Raw genomic sequence first — 17,233 nt, forward strand, 5'->3', positions numbered from 1 at the left:
CCGGGCCTGCCTCCCGCGAATCAGGCCTCCCGCAGCAGCGCCGCCAGGTCGCCGTCCACATCGAGGTGCCCGCCCTCGCTGCCGGCCGGCACCAGCGCGTAGGAGCGCGCGAGGAAGCGCCGCAGCTCGGAGGTCTCGATCTGCACCATGGCCACGCCCTCGACGGCGTGGAACTCCAGCACCGTGCGGTCCGGCCCGCACGGCCACACGTGGACGTCTCCGCCCCCGGTCGGCGCGATCAGGCCGCAGGCGAGCGTCTCGCGGGCGAAGACCCATTCCACGTCGGCCCCGTCCAGGGAGGCCACCGGCGGGAAGGCGATGTGCACGGCGAAGGGATCGGAGGGTTCGTAGCGCAGCTGCGCGGGGACGGCGCGGTCCTCGGGGGCCGACGCAATGAGCCGTGCCTGGACAGCCTGGTCGATGACAGTGGACAACGCGTGCTCCCTCGCGATCGCTGTGACGTGGTGCGGTGTGGTGCGGTTCCTTGCGGGTGGTGCGGGGTCCTTGTGCGGTGGTGCGGTCGTGGTGCTGCTGCCGGGGCGGTCCGGAAGGGCCCGCCCACCGGAGAGACGCCGACTGGAGAGACGGCGGTTCGATCGCTGCAGTGCACATGATTCGGGGGTGACCTGCATCACGCTCCCCGGTCCGGAGCCTTGGATTGGAATAGACAACTGGCGTATCAGCGATGAAATCGCTGCCCAACCGGCGCTCTGACTCACCGTTGCACCGGGAGTACCGCCGGCACCTCCGCGCACCCGGGCCCCGGCGCCCTCCGGCGGGCGGTGCGCCGCAGGTGCTAGCTTGCGCCGTCATGAGACGGACGCTGACGACGTTACGCACCCTCGCCGCCGCCCTCTGCGGCACCGCACTCGCGCTCACGGGCACCGCGGCCGCCCCGGCCCAAGCCGCAAGCACGCCCCTCGCGTGGGAGAACCGGGACAGCGGCACCGACGCCCGCTTCCGGGGACTCGCCGCGGTCAGCCGCTCCACGGCCTGGGCCGCGGGCACGAAGGGCACGGTCCTGCTCACCCGCGACGGCGGCCGCAGCTGGCGGAACGTCTCGCCGCCCGGCGCCGGAGCCCTCGAATTCCGTGACGTGGAGGCGTTCGGCGCACGGCGCGCCGTCGTCCTGGCCATCGGCGAGGGCGAGGCCTCCCGGGTCCTGCGCACCGACGACGGCGGCACCACCTGGACGGAGACCTTCCGCAACACCGACCCGAAGGCCTTCTACGACTGCCTGACGTTCTTCGACGCACGTCACGGCATCGCGCTCGGCGACCCCGTCGACGGCAGGTTCCGCATCCTCTCGACCGGTGACGGCGGCCGCAGCTGGCGCCTCCTGCCCGCCGCCGGCATGCCCGCCGCGCTCCCCGGCGAGGCCGCCTTCGCGGCGAGCGGCCAGTGCGTGGTGAGCTCCGGGACCCGCGACGCGTGGATCGCCACGGGCGGCGGCGCGACCTCCCGCATCCTGCACTCCGCCGACCGGGGCCGCACCTGGAGCGTCGCGGGCACGCCCGTACCGGCAGGCGACCCCGCGCGCGGCGTCTTCGGCCTCGCCTTCCGCGACCGGGCGCACGGGCTGGCCGTCGGCGGCGACTACCGCGCCGGGCAGCCGTCCGGGCGGGCCGCGGCCGTCAGCGGCGACGGCGGCGCGACCTGGACGGCCGCCGCGCGCCCGCCCGGCGCCTACCGCTCCGGCGCCGCCTGGCTGCCGCACAGCCGCACCACGGCGCTCGCCGTCGGCCCGGCCGGCAGCGACGTCACCACGGACGGCGGCCGCACCTGGCGCGCCTTCGGCACCGGCTCGTACGACACCGTGGACTGCGCCCCGGACGGCGGCTGCTGGGCCGCGGGGGAGAAGGGGCGGATCGGCCGCCTCACCGCACGGTCAGGACGGTAGTTCCTGCCGGTAGGGCTCCAGGGCGGGCGCGGTCTTCGTCGCGATGAACTCGGTGATCGTGTACTCGCACACCCCCGCCACGGTGAACGGGTCGCTCGCCGTGATCTCCTCGATCTTCTTCCGGTCGTCCCCGAGCGCGAGGATGACGCCGCCGTCGCGCGGCACCTTGCGCCCGGAGGCGATGAAGACGCCCGACGCGTAGTGCGCGTCCAGCCAGGCGACGTGCTCGGGGAGGGCGGCGTCGATGCGCTCGATCGGCGCGATGTAGGTCAGCTCCAGTACGAACATGATCGCCAGGCTACGCGCCGGGTACGGTGGGCCGCACAATGAGCGCTGCAGATGTGACCGGTGTCCCGCCCGGCTGGCCCACGACCGAGGCGGAAGCGACCGCCCTCCAGGACGAGTTGCGCGGCCGCGCCGTCCTGGACGAGCCCGGCCCGCCGCCCGGCGAGCCCCTCGTGGCCGTCGGCGTCGACGTCGCCTACGACGACGAGCGGGACGTCGTCGTGGCCGCCGCGGTCGCCCTGGACTCCGTCACCCTGCGCGTCCTGGAGGAGGCGACGGCCGTCGGCCGGGTCGCCTTCCCCTACGTCCCCGGACTGCTCGCCTTCCGCGAGATCCCCACCGTGCTCGCCGCCCTGGAACGCCTGGACGTCACCCCCGGGCTGGTCGTCTGCGACGGCTACGGCCTCGCCCACCCGCGCCGCTTCGGCCTCGCCAGCCACCTCGGCGTCGTCACCGGGCTGCCCACCATCGGCGTCGCCAAGAACCCCTTCGCCTTCCGCTACGACCCTCCCGGGCCGCACCGCGGCGACACCTCGCCCCTGCTGGACGGCGACGAGGAGGTCGGCCGCGCCCTGCGCACCCAGCCCGGCGTCAAACCGGTCTTCGTCTCGGTGGGCCACCGCACCGGCCTCGGCAACGCCACGGCCCACACCCTCGCCCTGGCCCCCGCCTTCCGCCTGCCGGAGACGACCCGGGCCGCGGACGCCCTCTGCCGCCGGGCGCTGAAGGGGCTGGTCGCGGGCTGACGGGCGGGCAGCCGCTGCCCGGCCGGCAGAGTGGCCCCACGGCGGCGCGCGGCGCCGACATACTGGCCTCGCCCCTTCCGAAGGCTCGGCGCGGCCGGATCGCGCCGGAAAGGCGGTCGCCATGGGTCTGCCCGTCCCCCTGTCCGGTGTCGTCCCGCCGCTCTGCACGCCGCTGACCCCCTCGGGCGAGGTCGACGTCCGGTCGCTGGGGTCCCTCGTGGAGCACGTGCTCCACGCCGGCGCCCATGCCGTGTTCGTGCTCGGGTCCAGCGGGGAGGGCGCCTTCCTGAGCGACGCCCGGCGCCGCACCGCGCTGCGGGCCGCCGTCGACGCGGTCGCCGGGCGGGTGCCCGTCCTCGCCGGCGTCATCGACATGACCACCGCCCGCGTCCTCGACCACGCGCGCGCCGCCGCCGCGCTGGGCGCGGACGCCCTCGTCGCCACCGCCCCCTTCTACGCCGCCACCCACCCGGCGGAGACCGCCGGCCACTTCCGCCGCGTCAAGGAGGGCGCCGGGCTGCCCCTCTTCGCGTACGACATCCCGCAGTCCGTCCACACCAAGCTCGGTGCCGGGACGCTCCTCGCCCTCGCCGCGGACGGGACCGTCGCCGGGCTCAAGGACAGCAGCGGCGACCTCGGCGCGCTGCGCCGGCTCCTCGAGGCGCTGCGCCGGCGCGGCCTCGACCGCACCTTCGCCGTCCTGACCGGCTCCGAACTGGCCGTCGACGCGGCGCTGCTGTCGGGCGCTCACGGCGTCGTCCCCGGGCTGGGCAACGTGGACCCGGCCGGGTACGTACGGCTGTACGAGCATGCGCGCGCCGGCCGCTGGGCCGAGGCGGCCGCCGAACAGGACCGGCTCGCGGCCCTGTTCGCGCTCACCGAGGCGGGCGACCCCACGGACATGAGTGCGAGCGCGTCGGCCCTGGGCGGCTTCAAGGCCGCCCTGCACCTGCTCGGCGTCATCGACTGCCCGGCGACGGCCGCGCCGCAGCGCCCCCTGCCCACGATGGCCGTGGAGACCGTGCGGCGGCACCTGACCGAGGCCGGGCTGCTGTGATCCCGGGTGATGTCAGACCCGCGGGCTAGCGTGGACGAGCACGCGTACGCAGACCCCGGAGGCACCGATGACCCTGTCCGCTCCCCTCAAGGCCCGCGCGAAGGTCAGGGAGTTCGCGCTCTCCCTGCCCGGCACCGTCGAGGAGTTCCCCTGGGAGGAGGACGCCGTCGTCAAGGTCAACAAGAAGATCTTCGTCTTCCTGGGCTCCGAGGGGGACGCCGGCTCGCCCCGCATCTCCGTCAAGCTCAAGGACGAGGAGGTGCACGGCCACGCCCTGGCCGTCCCCGGCGCGGTGCCCACGGCCTACGGGCTCGGCAGGCACGGCTGGGTGTCGGTCCCCCTCGGCGCCGAGGGCGCCCCGGCCGACATGCTGTGCGACTGGGTGGAGGAGAGCTACCGCACCATCGCCCCGAAACGGCTCGTCGCGGCACTCGACGCCCGCTGAGCCGGGGTCTTGTGAAAACTGGAACCTGTTCTTAGCATCGCGAGTGTTACAGCAGTTGTGTCACAAGCGGTTGTCCCACAAAGCCACAGGGGGTCCGGATGACCGGAACGGCCGGCGGTCCGCTCGGCGGCGTGCGCGTGGTCGAGCTCGCGGGCATCGGGCCGGGCCCGTTCGCCGCCATGCTGCTGGCCGACCTCGGGGCCGACGTCGTCCGCGTCGACCGGCCCGGCGGCCCGGGCCTGCACATCGCCCCCTCCCGCGACGTCACCAACCGCAACAAGCGCTCGGTGACCGCCGACCTCAAGACCGAGGACGGCCGGCGCGCGGTGCTCGACCTCGCCGCCCGGGCCGACGTGCTGATCGAGGGGTACCGCCCCGGCGTCGCCGAACGCCTCGGCGTCGGCCCCGAAGCGTGCCTCGCCCGCAACCCGCGCCTCGTCTACGGCCGGATGACCGGCTGGGGCCAGCAGGGCCCCCTCGCCGACACCGCCGGGCACGACATCGCGTACATCGCCGTCACCGGCGCCCTCGGCCTGTCCGGCCCGGCCGGCGGCCCGCCCGCCTTCCCCGCCAACCTCCTCGGCGACTTCGGCGGCGGCGCGCTCTACCTCGTCGTCGGCGTCCTCGCCGCCCTCCACCACGCCCGCACCGCGGGCACCGGGCAGGTCGTCGATGCCGCCATCGTCGACGGCACCGCCCACCTCACCGCGCTCCTCCACGGCATGCTGGCGGCCGGCGCCTGGCAGGACCGGCGCGAGGCCAACTTCTTCGACGGCGGCTCGCCCTTCTACGGCACCTACGAGACGGCCGACGGCGGCCACATGGCGGTCGGCGCGCTGGAGCAGCGGTTCTACGCCGAGTTCATGGAGCTCCTCGGCCTGCCGGAGACGGCCCCCGCCCGCGACGACCCCACCCGCTGGGACGAGCTGCGCACCGCCATCGCCGCGCGCTTCCGGGAGCGCACCCGCGCCGAGTGGACGGCCGTCTTCGAGGGCTCGGACGCCTGCGTCGCCCCCGTGCTGTCGCTGCGCGAGGCCCCCGGCCACCCCCACCTCGCCGCCCGCGGCACCTTCGTCGAACACGGCGGCCTCACCCAGCCCGCGCCCGCCCCGCGCTTCTCCGCCACCCCCGGCTCCGTGCGCCGCCCGCCCGCCCGGCCCGGCGCGGACACCGCCGAGGTCGCGCGGGACTGGGACGTCCCCAGCCTCGAGTCGCTCCGGAAGGGCCCCCAGAGATGAAGCGCCAGATCTACACCGCCGACCACGAAGCCTTCCGCGGGACCGTGCGCACCTTCCTCACCAAGGAGGTGCTCCCGCACTACGAGCAGTGGGAGCGCGACGGCATCGTCCCGCGCGAGGCGTGGCGGGCGGCCGGCCGCCAGGGCCTGCTCGGGCTCGCCGTGCCCGAGGAGTACGGCGGCGGGGGCACCGGCGACTTCCGCTACAGCGCCGTGCTCACCGAGGAGTTCACCCGCGCGGGCGCCGCCGGGCTCGCGATCGGCCTCCACAACGACATCGTCGGCCCGTACCTGACGGGCCTCGCCACCGAGGAGCAGAAGCGGCGCTGGCTGCCCGGCTTCTGCACGGGCGAGATCATCACCGCCGTCGCGATGACGGAGCCGGGCGCCGGCTCGGACCTGCAGGGCATCCGCACCGCCGCCGAGGACCGCGGCGACCACTGGCTCCTCAACGGCTCCAAGACCTTCATCTCCAACGGCATCCTCGCCGACCTCGTGGTCGTCGTGGCGCGCACGACCCCCGAGGGCGGGGCCAAGGGCCTCAGCCTGCTCGTCGTCGAGCGCGGCATGGCGGGCTTCGAGCGCGGCCGCAACCTCGACAAGATCGGGCAGAAGGCGCAGGACACCGCCGAGCTGTTCTTCCACGACGTCCGCGTGCCCAAGGAGAACCTGCTCGGCGAGCTGCACGGCGGCTTCGGCCACCTGATGACCAACCTCGCCCAGGAGCGGATGAACATCGCCGTCGCCGGCATCGCCGCCGCCGAGCACCTGCTGGAGATCACCACCTCCTACGTCAAGGAGCGCGAGGCGTTCGGCCGCCCGCTCGCCCGGCTGCAGCACATCCGTTTCGAGATCGCCGAGATGGCCACCGAGTGCGCCGTGACCCGCGCCTTCCTCGACCGCTGCATCGCCGAGCACGCGGCCGGCACGCTCGACGCCGTGCACGCCTCCATGGCCAAGTGGTGGGCGACGGAGCTGCAGAAGCGCGTCGCCGACCGGTGCCTGCAACTGCACGGCGGATACGGGTACATGAGCGAGTACCGGGTCGCGAAGGCCTTCACCGACGGCCGGATCCAGACGATCTACGGCGGCACCACCGAGATCATGAAGGAGATCATCGGCCGTTCCCTGCTCTCCTGACCAGCAGCCCCCGTCGCCCCGAAAGGCTTACGACCTTGAGCACCGAAGCGTACGTGTACGACGCGATCCGCACCCCCCGCGGCCGCGGCAAGGCCAGCGGCGCCCTGCACGGCACCAAGCCCGTCGACCTCGTGGTCGGCCTCATCCACGAACTCCGGCGCCGCTTCCCCGGCCTGGACCCGGCCGCGATCGACGACATCGTGCTCGGCGTCGTGAGCCCCCTCGGCGACCAGGGATCCGACATCGCCCGGATCGCGGCGATCGCCGCCGGCCTGCCCGACACCGTCGCCGGCGTCCAGGAGAACCGCTTCTGTGCCTCGGGCCTGGAGGCCGTCAACACGGCCGCCGCCAAGGTCCGCTCCGGCTGGGAGGACCTCGTCCTCGCCGGCGGCGTGGAGTCGATGTCCCGGGTGCCGATGGGCTCCGACGGCGGCGCCTGGTTCAACGACCCCATGACCAACTTCGACGTCAACTTCGTGCCCCAGGGCATCGGCGCCGACCTCATCGCGACCCTCGGCGGCTTCACCCGCGCCGACGTGGACGCCTTCGCCGCCCGCTCGCAGGAGAACGCGGCCGCCGCCTGGAAGGACGGCCGTTTCGACCGCTCCGTGGTGCCCGTGCGCGACCGCAGCGGCCTCGTCGTCCTCGACCGGGACGAGCACCCCCGCCCCGGCACCACCGTCGAGACCCTCGCCGGGCTCAAGCCCTCGTTCGCCGCGATCGGCGAAGCGGGCGGCTTCGACGCCGTCGCCCTGCAGCAGTACCACTGGGTCGAGAAGATCGACCACGTCCACCACGCCGGCAACTCCTCCGGCATCGTCGACGGCGCCGCCCTCGTCGCGATCGGCAATCGCGAGGTCGGCGAGCGCTACGGACTGACGCCGCGCGCCCGCATCGTCTCCGCCGCCGTCTCCGGCTCCGACCCCACCATCATGCTCACCGGCCCGGCCCCCGCCACCCGCAAGGCGCTCGCCAAGGCGGGCCTGACCATCGACGACATCGCCCTCATCGAGGTCAACGAGGCGTTCTCGGCCGTGGTGCTGCACTTCGCCCGCGAGATGGGCATCGGCCTCGACAGGATCAACGTCAACGGCGGTGCCATCGCCCTCGGCCACCCGCTCGGCGCCACCGGCGCCATGCTGCTGGGCACCGTCATCGACGAACTCGAACGCCGGGACGAGCGCTACGGCCTGGTCACGCTCTGCGTGGGCGGCGGCATGGGCATCGCCACGGTGGTGGAACGGGTGTAGCGACCGGCCGGCCTTCCCGGTCCCGCCCCGACCCGTCGGACACCCACACAACACGGAGAGCAAGAATGGCCGCATCCACCATCCGCTACGACCGCGACGCGGACGGGATCGTCACCCTCACCCTCGACGACCCCACCCAGTCCGCCAACACCATGAACCAGGCCTTCAAGGCCTCCCTCACGGTCGTCGCCGACCGCCTGGAAGCGGAGCTCCGGGCCGAACCGGCATCCGTCCGGGGCGTCGTCTTCACCTCCGCGAAGAAGTCCTTCTTCGCCGGCGGAGACCTGCGCGAGCTGATCGCCGCGACCCCCGCCGACGCGCAGCGCGTCTTCGACTCGGGCATGAGCATCAAGCGCGACCTGCGCCGCATCGAGACCCTCGGCGTGCCCGTCGTCGCCGCGGTCAACGGTGCGGCCCTCGGCGGCGGCTACGAGATCGCGCTCGCCTGCCACCACCGCATCGCCCTCGACGCCCCCGGCACCAAGATCGGCCTCCCCGAGGTCACCCTCGGCCTGCTGCCCGGAGGCGGCGGCGTCACCCGCACCGTACGGCTCCTCGGCATCACCGACGCGCTGCTGAAGGTGCTGCTCCAGGGCACCCAGTACGACCCGCGCCGCGCCCTGGAGGCGGGGCTCGTCCACGAGCTGGCCGCCGACCACGACGAACTCCTGGCCAAGGCCCGTGCGTTCATCGCCGCGCACCCCGAGTCCCAGCAGCCCTGGGACGTCAAGGGCTACAAGATCCCCGGCGGCACGCCGGCGAGCCCGCGCTTCGCCGCCAACCTGCCGGCCTTCCCCGCCAGTCTCCGGAAGCAGCTCGGCGGCGCCCCCTACCCGGCGCCGCGCAACATCCTGGCCGCGGCGGTCGAGGGCTCCCAGGTCGACTTCGAGACCGCGCAGGTCATCGAGGCCCGCTACTTCACCGAGCTGGTCACCGGCCAGACCTCGAAGAACATGATCCAGGCGTTCTTCTTCGACCTCCAGGCCGTGAACGCCGGGGCCAGCCGTCCGAGCGACGTCGCCCCCCGCGAGGTGCGGAAGGTCGCCGTCCTCGGCGCCGGCATGATGGGCGCCGGCATCGCCTACGCCTGCGCCCGGGCCGGCATCGAGGTCGTCCTCAAGGACGTGACGGAGGAGGCCGCCCGCAAGGGCAAGGCCTACTCCGAGGGCCTGCTGGCCAGGGCGCTCGCCAAGGGCCGCACCACGGAGGCGAAGCGGGACGCGCTCCTCGCCCGGATCACGCCGACCGCGGACGTGGCCGGCCTGGCCGGGTGCGACGCCGTCATCGAGGCGGTCTTCGAGGACTCCGCGCTCAAGCAGAAGGTCTTCCAGGAGATCCAGCACGTCGTCGCCCCTGACGCGCTGCTGTGCTCCAACACCTCCACCCTGCCCATCACCCTCCTCGCCGAGGGCGTCGAGCGGCCCGCGGACTTCGTCGGCCTGCACTTCTTCTCGCCCGTCGACAAGATGCCGCTCGTGGAGATCATCAAGGGCGGGCGCACCGGCGACGAGGCGCTGGCCCGCGCGTTCGACCTGGTCCGGCAGATCCGCAAGACGCCCATCGTCGTCAACGACTCGCGCGGGTTCTTCACCTCGCGGGTCATCGGCCGGTTCATCAACGAGGGCGTCGCGATGGTCGGCGAGGGCGTCGACCCGGCCTCGGTCGAACAGGCCGCCGCCCAGGCCGGCTACCCGGCGAAGGTGCTCTCCCTCATGGACGAGCTGACCCTCACCCTGCCGCGGAAGATCCGCGAGGAGACGCGGCGCGCGGCCGAGGCCGCCGGCGAGACCTGGGAGCCGCACCCCGCGGACGAGGTCATCGACCGCATGGTCGACGAGTTCGGCCGCACGGGGCGCAGCGGCGGCGCCGGCTTCTACGAGTATGCGGACGGCAAGCGGGCCGGCCTGTGGCCGGGGCTCCGCGAGCACTTCGCCCGGCCGGGCGTCTTCGTCCCGTTCGAGGACATGAAGGAGCGGATGCTGTTCGCGGAGGCGCTGGACACGGTCCGCTGCCTGGAGGAAGGCGTCCTGACGTCGGTGGCCGACGCCAACATCGGCTCGGTCCTCGGCATCGGCTTCCCCGGCTGGACGGGCGGCGCGCTGCAGTACATCAACGGCTACGAGGGCGGCCCCCGAGGCTTCGCCGCCCGCGCCCGCGAACTCGCGGCAACCTACGGCCCCCGCTTCGAGCCGCCGGCCCTGCTCGTACAGAAGGCGGACCGGGACGAACGCTTCTGACCTGCGGCAGGCTTGGCACCGCCGACCGCCGACCGCCGACCGCCGCCGCGGGGCTTGCTCGCCGCGGCGGCGGCAACCAACTGCCTGCCGGCAGCCGTGGTCGCCCGCAAGGCATCTACCGCCGCGGCGGCGAGCAACCACCGTGTACGTCTTCGGCGGTGCCGTCCCGGGCCCGGCCTGGCACCGCCGGGAGCCGTCGTTGGGCTTACTCGCCGTTGCGGCGGCAAGAGTTCTTCCGAGCAACCACCACGTACGTCTCCGGCGGTGCCGTCCGGGCCCGAGCCGGCCCGGCACCGCCGGGAGCCGCCGTGCGCCCCGCTCGCCGTTGCGGCAGCAAGACGTCTCCCGCCGCCGCGGCGAGCAACTACCGCGAACGTGCCTGGCGGTGCCGGATGACCCCGCCCGTTGCGGTGGCACCCGTCAAACGCGCCCCGCATCCTCATATGCCGCGCGAAGTTCCTCGTTGAGGGACCGCTGGAACGCCGTCACCAGTGCCTGGATCACGAGCGGCTGCATGTGGGCCGAGAGGGACTTCATCGCGGCGACGTCCGGCGTCCGGGTCTCCACCTCGTCGCGGAAGAGCCGCGACAGCTCCCGCGCGGTGGCGCGGGCGTGGTCCAGCAGGACGGTGCGGGCGGCCAGGATCGTCTCCGGGGCGATCGGCACGTCCAGCAGCCGGACGCCCAGGTGCAGGAGGCCCGGGTCGACCCGGAAGCCCCCGGCGCCGTCCCGCCGCAGGACGTCCATCGCGGCGAGCCGGTCGACGTCCTCCTCGGTCAGGGGCCGCCCCGCCCGCCGCTCCAGCTCCTCCCGGCTCGTGTCCTCGGCCTGGTCCGGCGTCCAGGAGGCCACGAGGGCCCGGTGGATGGCCAGGTCCTGCGCGCTGAGCCCCTCGGGCAACCGGTTGAGGTAGCGCTCGATGGCGGCGAGGGTGAGGCCCTGGTGCTGCAGTTCCTCGATGAGGGCGAGCCGGGAGAGGTGGCCGGGCCCGTAGCGCCCGACCCGCCGGGGGCCGATCTCGGGCGGCGGCAGCAGCCCGCGGGTGCCGTAGAAGCGCACGGTGCGGACGGTCACTCCGGCCCGGGCGGCCAGTTCGTCCACCGTCAGGGACGGTTCCCCGGTCTCCTCGGCCATGGGCGGCACCTCGCTCTCTGTTCCGCACCCGTCGGTGTGTCGAACAGTATTGCTGTGCCACCAGCGGTGTGAAAGCCGGTAACGGCGACGGCCCGCCGCCCGCGCCGGGGCGCGCGGGTGCGGCGGGCCGCCCGTGAGCGGGGGAGGTCAGTGCCGGTGGGCCCGCTCCGCGTCCTGGATCTTCTTCCAGGACTTGGGCGGGGTGAGGCCCGACGTCAGCGACGTCTTCGCCTTCGCGGCGCCGCCCGCGGCCGGAGCGGGCAGCGTGGCCGGCTTCGTCGGCTGGAACAACCAGGTGTCGAAGAGCGCCGCGAGCTTCTTGCCGGAGGCCTTCTCGGCGAACTTCACGAAGTCCTGCACGGAGGCGTTGCCGTACCGGTGCTCCGCCGGCCACTGCTTGAGGATGCCGAAGAACGTCTTGTCGCCGACGGTGTTGCGCAGCGCCTGCAGGGCGACGGCCCCGCGGTTGTAGACGGCGCGGTCGAACTGCCGGTCCGCGCCCGGGTCGCCCGGCTTGACCTTCCAGAAGTCATTGGCGGCGGGGACGCTGTTGTAGACGTACTCGGCGAGCTCCTGGGCCGTGCCCTCGCCCTCCTTCTCCGACCACAGCCACTGGGCGTACGAGGCGAAGCCCTCGTTCAGCCAGATGTCGCGCCAGTCCTTGACGGAGACGCTGTCGCCGAACCACTGGTGGGCGAGCTCGTGCACGACGATCGAGGTGTTGGCGCCGTTGGAGAAGACCGAGGGGCTGTAGAAGGGCCGGGTCTGGGTCTCCAGCGCGTAGGAGGACGTCACGTTCGGCACGTACCCGCCGAGGGCCGTGAAGGGGTACGGGCCGAAGACCGTGCTCGCCCAGTCGGCGATCTCGGCGCTGCGCTCGACGCTCGCCTTGGCGGAGGAGAGGTTGTCGCCGAGGTCCTTGCTGTACGCGTTGACGACGGGCAGGCCGTTCGCCGTCGTGTCCGTGGTGATGTCGAACTTGCCGACGGCCAGCGTCGTCAGGTAGGTGGCCTGCGGCTTGGTGGAGCGCCAGTTGTAGCGCGTCCAGCCCAGCTTGGAGGACTGGGAGACGAGCACGCCGTTGCTGATGGCCTGGACGTCGTCCGGTACGGAGACGGACACGTCGTAGGTGGCCTTGTCGGTCGGGTGGTCGTTGCTCGGGAACCACCAGGCTGCCGACTGCGGCTCCTGGGCGAGGACCGCGCCGTCGGGGGTGTGCTTCCAGGCGGAGTAGCCGTCTATCTTCACGGCGGACGGGACGCCGCTGTAGCGGACCACGACGGTGACGGGCTTGCCCTTCTCCAGCGGCCCCGCCGGAGTGACCTCCAGCTCGTGGGCGCCCGACCGCTGGTAGGTCGCCTTCTTGCCGTTGACCAGGATCTCGCTCACGTCGAGGGTGAAGTCGAGGTTGAAGCGGGACAGCGCCTGGGTGGGGGTGGCGAGCAGGGTCGCCGTGCCCTCCAGCCGGTCCGTCTTCGGCTGGTACTTCAGCCGCAGGTCGTAGTGGGAGACGTCGTAGCCGCCGTTCCCGTCTTCGGGGTAGTACGAGTCCCCGACGCCCGGGGCGCCGGGGGTGGCGTCCGCCGCCGACGCCGGGACCGCGAGCAGCAGGAAGGCGGCAGCGGCCGTGCTCGGAACGATGAGTCTCTGACGCACGAGTCACTCCAACTCGTAGAGGAGAAAGATCACTCGAAGCCTATGTACTCACCATCCAAGGGGCCATGTCCATGGGGCCTTCCGACATGTGATCGACACGCGGGCGTCATGCGCCGGGACAGCCGTCAACTCCTGAAGCCGCCGTCACCCCTTCTGTTCACCGCCCCCGCAGCGCTACCGTCCGGCAGTGATCAGACGCCCGCGGGACGCCCGCATACCCTGGACTTCACTCGTACTGGCGGCCGTCGCCGCCCTGTTGACGGTTCTCGTGGCGCCGCCGGGCGCCGCGCAGGCCGCCCCGGCCCGCCGCGGGGAGAGCGCGCCGGTCTACTCCTACGACCGCGCCGTCCGCGAATCCGTGTGGGTCGACACCCGGGTCGACGCCGACGGCGACGGCCGGACCGACCGCGTTGCCGTGGACATCATCAGGCCCCGGGAGGCGGCCGAGCAGGGCAAGCGCGTCCCGGTCATCATGGACGCGAGCCCGTACTACTCGTGCTGCGGCCGCGGCAACGAGAGCCAGAAGAAGACCTACGACGCGCAGGGCCGGCCGGTGCAGTTCCCGCTGTACTACGACAACTACTTCGTCCCGCGCGGCTACGCCGTGGTCCTGGTGGACCTCGCGGGGACCAACCGCTCCGACGGGTGCGTCGACATCGGCGGCCGGTCCGACATCCAGTCCGCCAAGGCCGTCGTCGACTGGCTGAACGGCCGGGCCCGCGGCTACACCACGCGCGGCGGCCAGGCCACGGTCAAGGCCGGCTGGACCACCGGGGCCGTCGGGATGATCGGCAAGAGCTACGACGGCACCGTCGCCAACGGAGTCGCCGCGACCGGCGTCGAAGGCCTGAAGACCATCGTCCCCATCGGCGCCATCAGCTCCTGGTACGACTACTACTTCGCCCAGGGCGCGGCCCTCTACGACGGCGGCCCCGACGGCCTCTCCGACGGCATCGAGAGCCCCGCGGCGCGCGGCCGCTGCCAGGCCGTACAGCGTGCGCTCGTGGAAGGCGCCCCGCGCAACGGCGACCGGACGCAGCTGTGGGAGGACCGCGACTACGTCAAGGACGCCGGGAACGTGCGCGCCAGCGTGTTCGCCGTGCACGGCCTGCAGGACCTCAATGTACGAACCAAGCACTTCGGCCAGTGGTGGGACGCCCTCGCGGAGAACGGCGTCGAGCGCAAGGTCTGGCTCTCCCAGACCGGCCACGTCGACCCGTTCGACTTCCGCCGCGAGGCCTGGGTGCCCACCCTGCACCGCTGGTTCGACCACTACCTCCTCGGCTACGACAACGGCATCGAGCGCGAGCCCATGGCCGACATCGAGCGCGCCCCCGACCAGTGGTCCACCGACCGCGTCTGGCCGCCGCGCGACACCCGGCCCACCACGCTGCGCCCGGCCGCCGGCCCCGTCGCGGGCGTCGGCACCCTCGGCCTGAAGCGCGCCCCGCAGGGCGCCACCGCCGCGTTCACCGACGACCCGAAGCTGAGCGAGAGCGACTGGTCCGCGGACATCGACAAGCCCACCCCCGGCAAGGCCGGCTTCACCACCCCGCCGCTCACCCGCGACCTGCGGCTCTCCGGCTCCTCCGAGGTGACCCTCACCGTCACCCCGTCCACCGCCTCGGCCCACCTGTCCGCCGTCCTCGTGGACCTCGGGCCCGCCACCATCCGCGACTACTCCGCCTCCGGCGAGGGCATCCGCACCCTGCCCGACCGCACCTGCTGGGGCAGCGGGAACGCCGGTGACAGCGCCTGCTTCCAGCGCACCGAGGCGGCGACGGCGAAGGCCGGCCACACGGTCTTCAGCCGCGGCTGGGCCGACCTCGGCCACTGGGACGGCTCCGGCGAAGGCGGCCCCCTGACCCCCGGGCAGCCCTACACGATGACCATCGGCCTCGCCGCCACCGACCACGTCGTCCCGGCGGGCCACCGCCTGGCCCTGATCGTCGCCGGCACCGACGCGGGCCTCATCGAGCCCGCCTCCACCACCCCGCACGTGAGCGTGGACCTGCACGACACCTCCGCGAGCCTGCCCCTCGCCGGCGGCTACGCGGCCTTCGCCCGCGCCACCTCGGGCGGCGGGCACAGCAAGCCCGCGGCGCCGTGGGGGCTGCGGGTGCCGTCGCTGACCCACGTGCCGTAGGCGGCGCCCGGACCACGGGACCGGGCAGGGTGCCGCACGCGTCACGCCGTGCGGCACCCTGCAGGTCACCGGCCCGGCGGCGGCCCGGCGGCAGCCCGGTCCGCGGGCCGGTCCGCGGGCCGGGGAAACCGGGAAAAGCGGTACGGGACCGCCGTCCGCTCCGGTTACAGTCGACGGGATATGAGTGCCACCCTCGTCGCCAAGAACCTCGCCGCCGGCCACGGCGACCGCACCCTCTTCTCCGGGCTCGACCTCGTCGTCGCGCCCGGTGACGTCATCGGCCTGGTCGGGGCCAACGGCGCCGGGAAGTCGACGCTGCTGCGTCTGCTCGCCGGGCTGACCGGGGCCGAGGAGGGCGGGATCTCGCTCAGCCCGCCCACGGCCACCGTCGGGCACCTGCCGCAGGAGCCCGAGCGGCGGCCGGGGGAGACCGTGCGGGCCTTCCTGGCCCGCCGCACCGGTGTCGCACGGGCCCAGGCCGAGCTCGACGCCGCCACCCAGGCGCTCGTCGACGGCGCCCCCGGGGCCGACGACGCCTACTCCGTGAGCCTCGACCGCTGGCTCGGGCTGGGCGGCGCCGACCTGGACGAGCGCGCCGAGGAGGTGACCGCCTCCCTCGGCCTCGCCGTGGGCCTCGACCGGCCCATGACGAGCCTCTCCGGCGGGCAGGCCGCCCGCGCCGGGCTCGCCTCCCTGCTGCTGAGCCGCTACGACGTCTTCCTGCTGGACGAGCCCACCAACGACCTCGACCTCGACGGGCTCGCCCGCCTGGAGTCCTTCGTCACCGGGCTCCGCGCCGGCACCGTCGTCGTCAGCCACGACCGCGAGTTCCTCACCCGCACGGTGACGAAGGTCCTCGAGCTCGACCTCGCCCAGCAGGAGATCCGGCTCTACGGCGGCGGCTACGGCGCCTACCTGGAGGAGCGCGAGACCGTCCGCCGGCACGCCCGCGAGGCCTACGAGGACTACGCGGACACCCGGGCCGGGCTGGAGGCGCGCGCCCGCACCCAGCGCAACTGGATGGAGAAGGGCGTCAAGAACGCCCGCCGCAAGGCGACCGACAACGACAAGATCGGCCGCAAGTTCCGCTCCGAGGCCACCGAGAAGCAGGCCGCCAAGGCCCGGCAGACCGAGCGCCTCATCGAGCGGCTGGACGTCGTCGAGGAGCCCCGCAAGGAGTGGGAGCTGCGCATGGAGATCGCCGCGGCCCCGCGCTCCGGCGCCGTCGTGGCCACCCTGCGCGGCGCCGAGGTGCGCCGCGGCGACTTCACCTTCGGCCCCGCCGACCTCCAGGTCGACTGGGCCGACCGCATCGCCGTCACCGGCGCCAACGGCTCCGGCAAGTCCACGCTCCTCGCTGCGCTCCTCGGCCGGCTGCCGCTGGACGCCGGGCACGCGGCGCTCGGCCCCGGCGTCGTCGTCGGCGAGGTCGACCAGGCGCGCGCCCTCTTCTTCGGCACGGAGAAGCTGCTGGAGGCCTTCGGCGCGGCCGTCCCCGACCTCGCGCCCGCCGACGTGCGCACGCTGCTGGCGAAGTTCGGCCTGAAGGCGGATCACGTGCTGCGCCCGGCCGCCACGCTCTCGCCGGGGGAGCGGACGCGCTCGGCGCTGGCCCTGCTGCAGGCCCGCGGCGTGAACCTGCTGGTCCTGGACGAGCCGACGAACCACCTGGACCTGCCGGCCATCGAGCAGCTGGAGTCCGCCCTCGCCTCGTACGACGGCACGCTGCTCCTCGTCACGCACGACCGCCGGATGCTGGACGCGGTGCATACCACACGCCGCATCGAGGTCTCCGAGGGGCGCCTGACGGAGCGCTGACACCTGAGACCCGGACACTCCCTACCCGGGAGTGTCCGAAAACAACCCCAGGTTCAGGCCAAACCTTCCCCAAGGACCGCCGTCGCCCCGGCCCGCCCGCCGGCCGCAAAACCCCTGCGGCAGGCGGGACATCACGGTTTCTTGGGGCCGTGCGGACTCTGTTCGATTTACGGAATGTTGGG

The 17,233-nt window shown here is 73.6% G+C and carries 14 protein-coding genes; 10 read left to right on the forward strand and 4 right to left on the reverse strand.

Going from position 1 to position 17,233, the window contains the following annotated elements; translation table 11 throughout:
- Window positions 1-20 precede the first annotated feature (20 nt).
- Window positions 21-434 (reverse strand): SsgA family sporulation/cell division regulator, encoded by a 414-nt coding sequence (locus ACFZCD_RS19405; RefSeq protein ID WP_391832381.1) that lies wholly within the window; start codon window positions 432-434, stop codon window positions 21-23.
- A gap of 377 nt (window positions 435-811) precedes the next feature.
- Here ACFZCD_RS19405 and ACFZCD_RS19410 point away from each other — a divergent pair, with 377 nt between their 5' ends.
- Window positions 812-1,900, forward strand: coding sequence for a WD40/YVTN/BNR-like repeat-containing protein (locus tag ACFZCD_RS19410; RefSeq protein WP_391832383.1), 1,089 nt, complete (start codon window positions 812-814; stop codon window positions 1,898-1,900).
- Here the strand turns inward: ACFZCD_RS19410 and ACFZCD_RS19415 are convergent.
- The gene (locus ACFZCD_RS19415; protein ID WP_391832384.1) at window positions 1,889-2,188 is read right to left on the reverse strand and encodes a YciI family protein; all 300 of its coding nucleotides are present in this window, start codon (window positions 2,186-2,188) and stop codon (window positions 1,889-1,891) included. The genes ACFZCD_RS19410 and ACFZCD_RS19415 overlap by 12 nt on opposite strands.
- Before the next feature lie 38 nt (window positions 2,189-2,226).
- Here ACFZCD_RS19415 and ACFZCD_RS19420 point away from each other — a divergent pair, with 38 nt between their 5' ends.
- From ACFZCD_RS19420 to ACFZCD_RS19450, 7 genes are all read left to right on the forward strand, one after another.
- Window positions 2,227-2,931 carry an endonuclease V gene (locus tag ACFZCD_RS19420; RefSeq protein WP_391832386.1) on the forward strand — a complete coding sequence of 235 codons (705 nt, stop codon included), beginning with the start codon at window positions 2,227-2,229 and terminating at the stop codon, window positions 2,929-2,931.
- Window positions 2,932-3,052: 121 nt separating this feature from the next.
- Window positions 3,053-3,988 (forward strand): dihydrodipicolinate synthase family protein, encoded by a 936-nt coding sequence (locus tag ACFZCD_RS19425; RefSeq protein WP_391832388.1) that lies wholly within the window; start codon window positions 3,053-3,055, stop codon window positions 3,986-3,988.
- Window positions 3,989-4,055: 67 nt separating this feature from the next.
- Entirely contained in the window at window positions 4,056-4,433 is a 378-nt protein-coding gene (locus ACFZCD_RS19430; RefSeq protein WP_391832390.1) for an MmcQ/YjbR family DNA-binding protein, read from the forward strand.
- Window positions 4,434-4,531: 98 nt separating this feature from the next.
- On the forward strand, window positions 4,532-5,671 hold the full coding sequence (locus ACFZCD_RS19435) for a CaiB/BaiF CoA transferase family protein (protein WP_391832392.1): 1,140 nt from the start codon (window positions 4,532-4,534) through the stop codon (window positions 5,669-5,671).
- Window positions 5,668-6,810: an acyl-CoA dehydrogenase family protein gene (locus ACFZCD_RS19440; protein ID WP_391832394.1), complete on the forward strand. Its 1,143-nt coding sequence runs from the start codon at window positions 5,668-5,670 to the stop codon at window positions 6,808-6,810. Before ACFZCD_RS19435 ends, ACFZCD_RS19440 begins: the two co-directional genes overlap by 4 nt.
- Window positions 6,811-6,845: 35 nt before the next feature.
- Window positions 6,846-8,060 (forward strand): acetyl-CoA C-acetyltransferase, encoded by a 1,215-nt coding sequence (locus ACFZCD_RS19445; protein ID WP_391832396.1) that lies wholly within the window; start codon window positions 6,846-6,848, stop codon window positions 8,058-8,060.
- Between the two features lie 65 nt (window positions 8,061-8,125).
- Window positions 8,126-10,297, forward strand: a complete 2,172-nt coding sequence (locus ACFZCD_RS19450; protein ID WP_391832398.1) for a 3-hydroxyacyl-CoA dehydrogenase NAD-binding domain-containing protein — start codon at window positions 8,126-8,128, stop codon at window positions 10,295-10,297.
- Between the two features lie 420 nt (window positions 10,298-10,717).
- Here the strand turns inward: ACFZCD_RS19450 and ACFZCD_RS19455 are convergent, their stop codons facing one another.
- On the reverse strand, window positions 10,718-11,431 hold the full coding sequence (locus ACFZCD_RS19455) for a MerR family transcriptional regulator (RefSeq protein WP_391832400.1): 714 nt from the start codon (window positions 11,429-11,431) through the stop codon (window positions 10,718-10,720).
- A 147-nt stretch (window positions 11,432-11,578) separates the two neighbouring features.
- The gene (locus ACFZCD_RS19460) at window positions 11,579-13,087 is read right to left on the reverse strand and encodes a M1 family metallopeptidase (protein ID WP_391832402.1); all 1,509 of its coding nucleotides are present in this window, start codon (window positions 13,085-13,087) and stop codon (window positions 11,579-11,581) included.
- A gap of 187 nt (window positions 13,088-13,274) precedes the next feature.
- Between ACFZCD_RS19460 and ACFZCD_RS19465 the strand changes: the two genes are divergently transcribed.
- Together ACFZCD_RS19465 and ACFZCD_RS19470 are read left to right on the forward strand one after the other, a co-directional pair.
- Window positions 13,275-15,233: a Xaa-Pro dipeptidyl-peptidase gene (locus tag ACFZCD_RS19465; protein WP_391832404.1), complete on the forward strand. Its 1,959-nt coding sequence runs from the start codon at window positions 13,275-13,277 to the stop codon at window positions 15,231-15,233.
- Window positions 15,234-15,413: 180 nt separating this feature from the next.
- Window positions 15,414-17,051 carry an ABC-F family ATP-binding cassette domain-containing protein gene (locus ACFZCD_RS19470; protein WP_391832406.1) on the forward strand — a complete coding sequence of 546 codons (1,638 nt, stop codon included), beginning with the start codon at window positions 15,414-15,416 and terminating at the stop codon, window positions 17,049-17,051.
- Window positions 17,052-17,233: the final 182 nt, after the last annotated feature.

The sequence above is a fragment of the Streptomyces sp. NPDC008001 genome, from assembly GCF_042958085.1.
Taxonomy (GTDB): Bacteria; Actinomycetota; Actinomycetes; order Streptomycetales; family Streptomycetaceae; genus Streptomyces.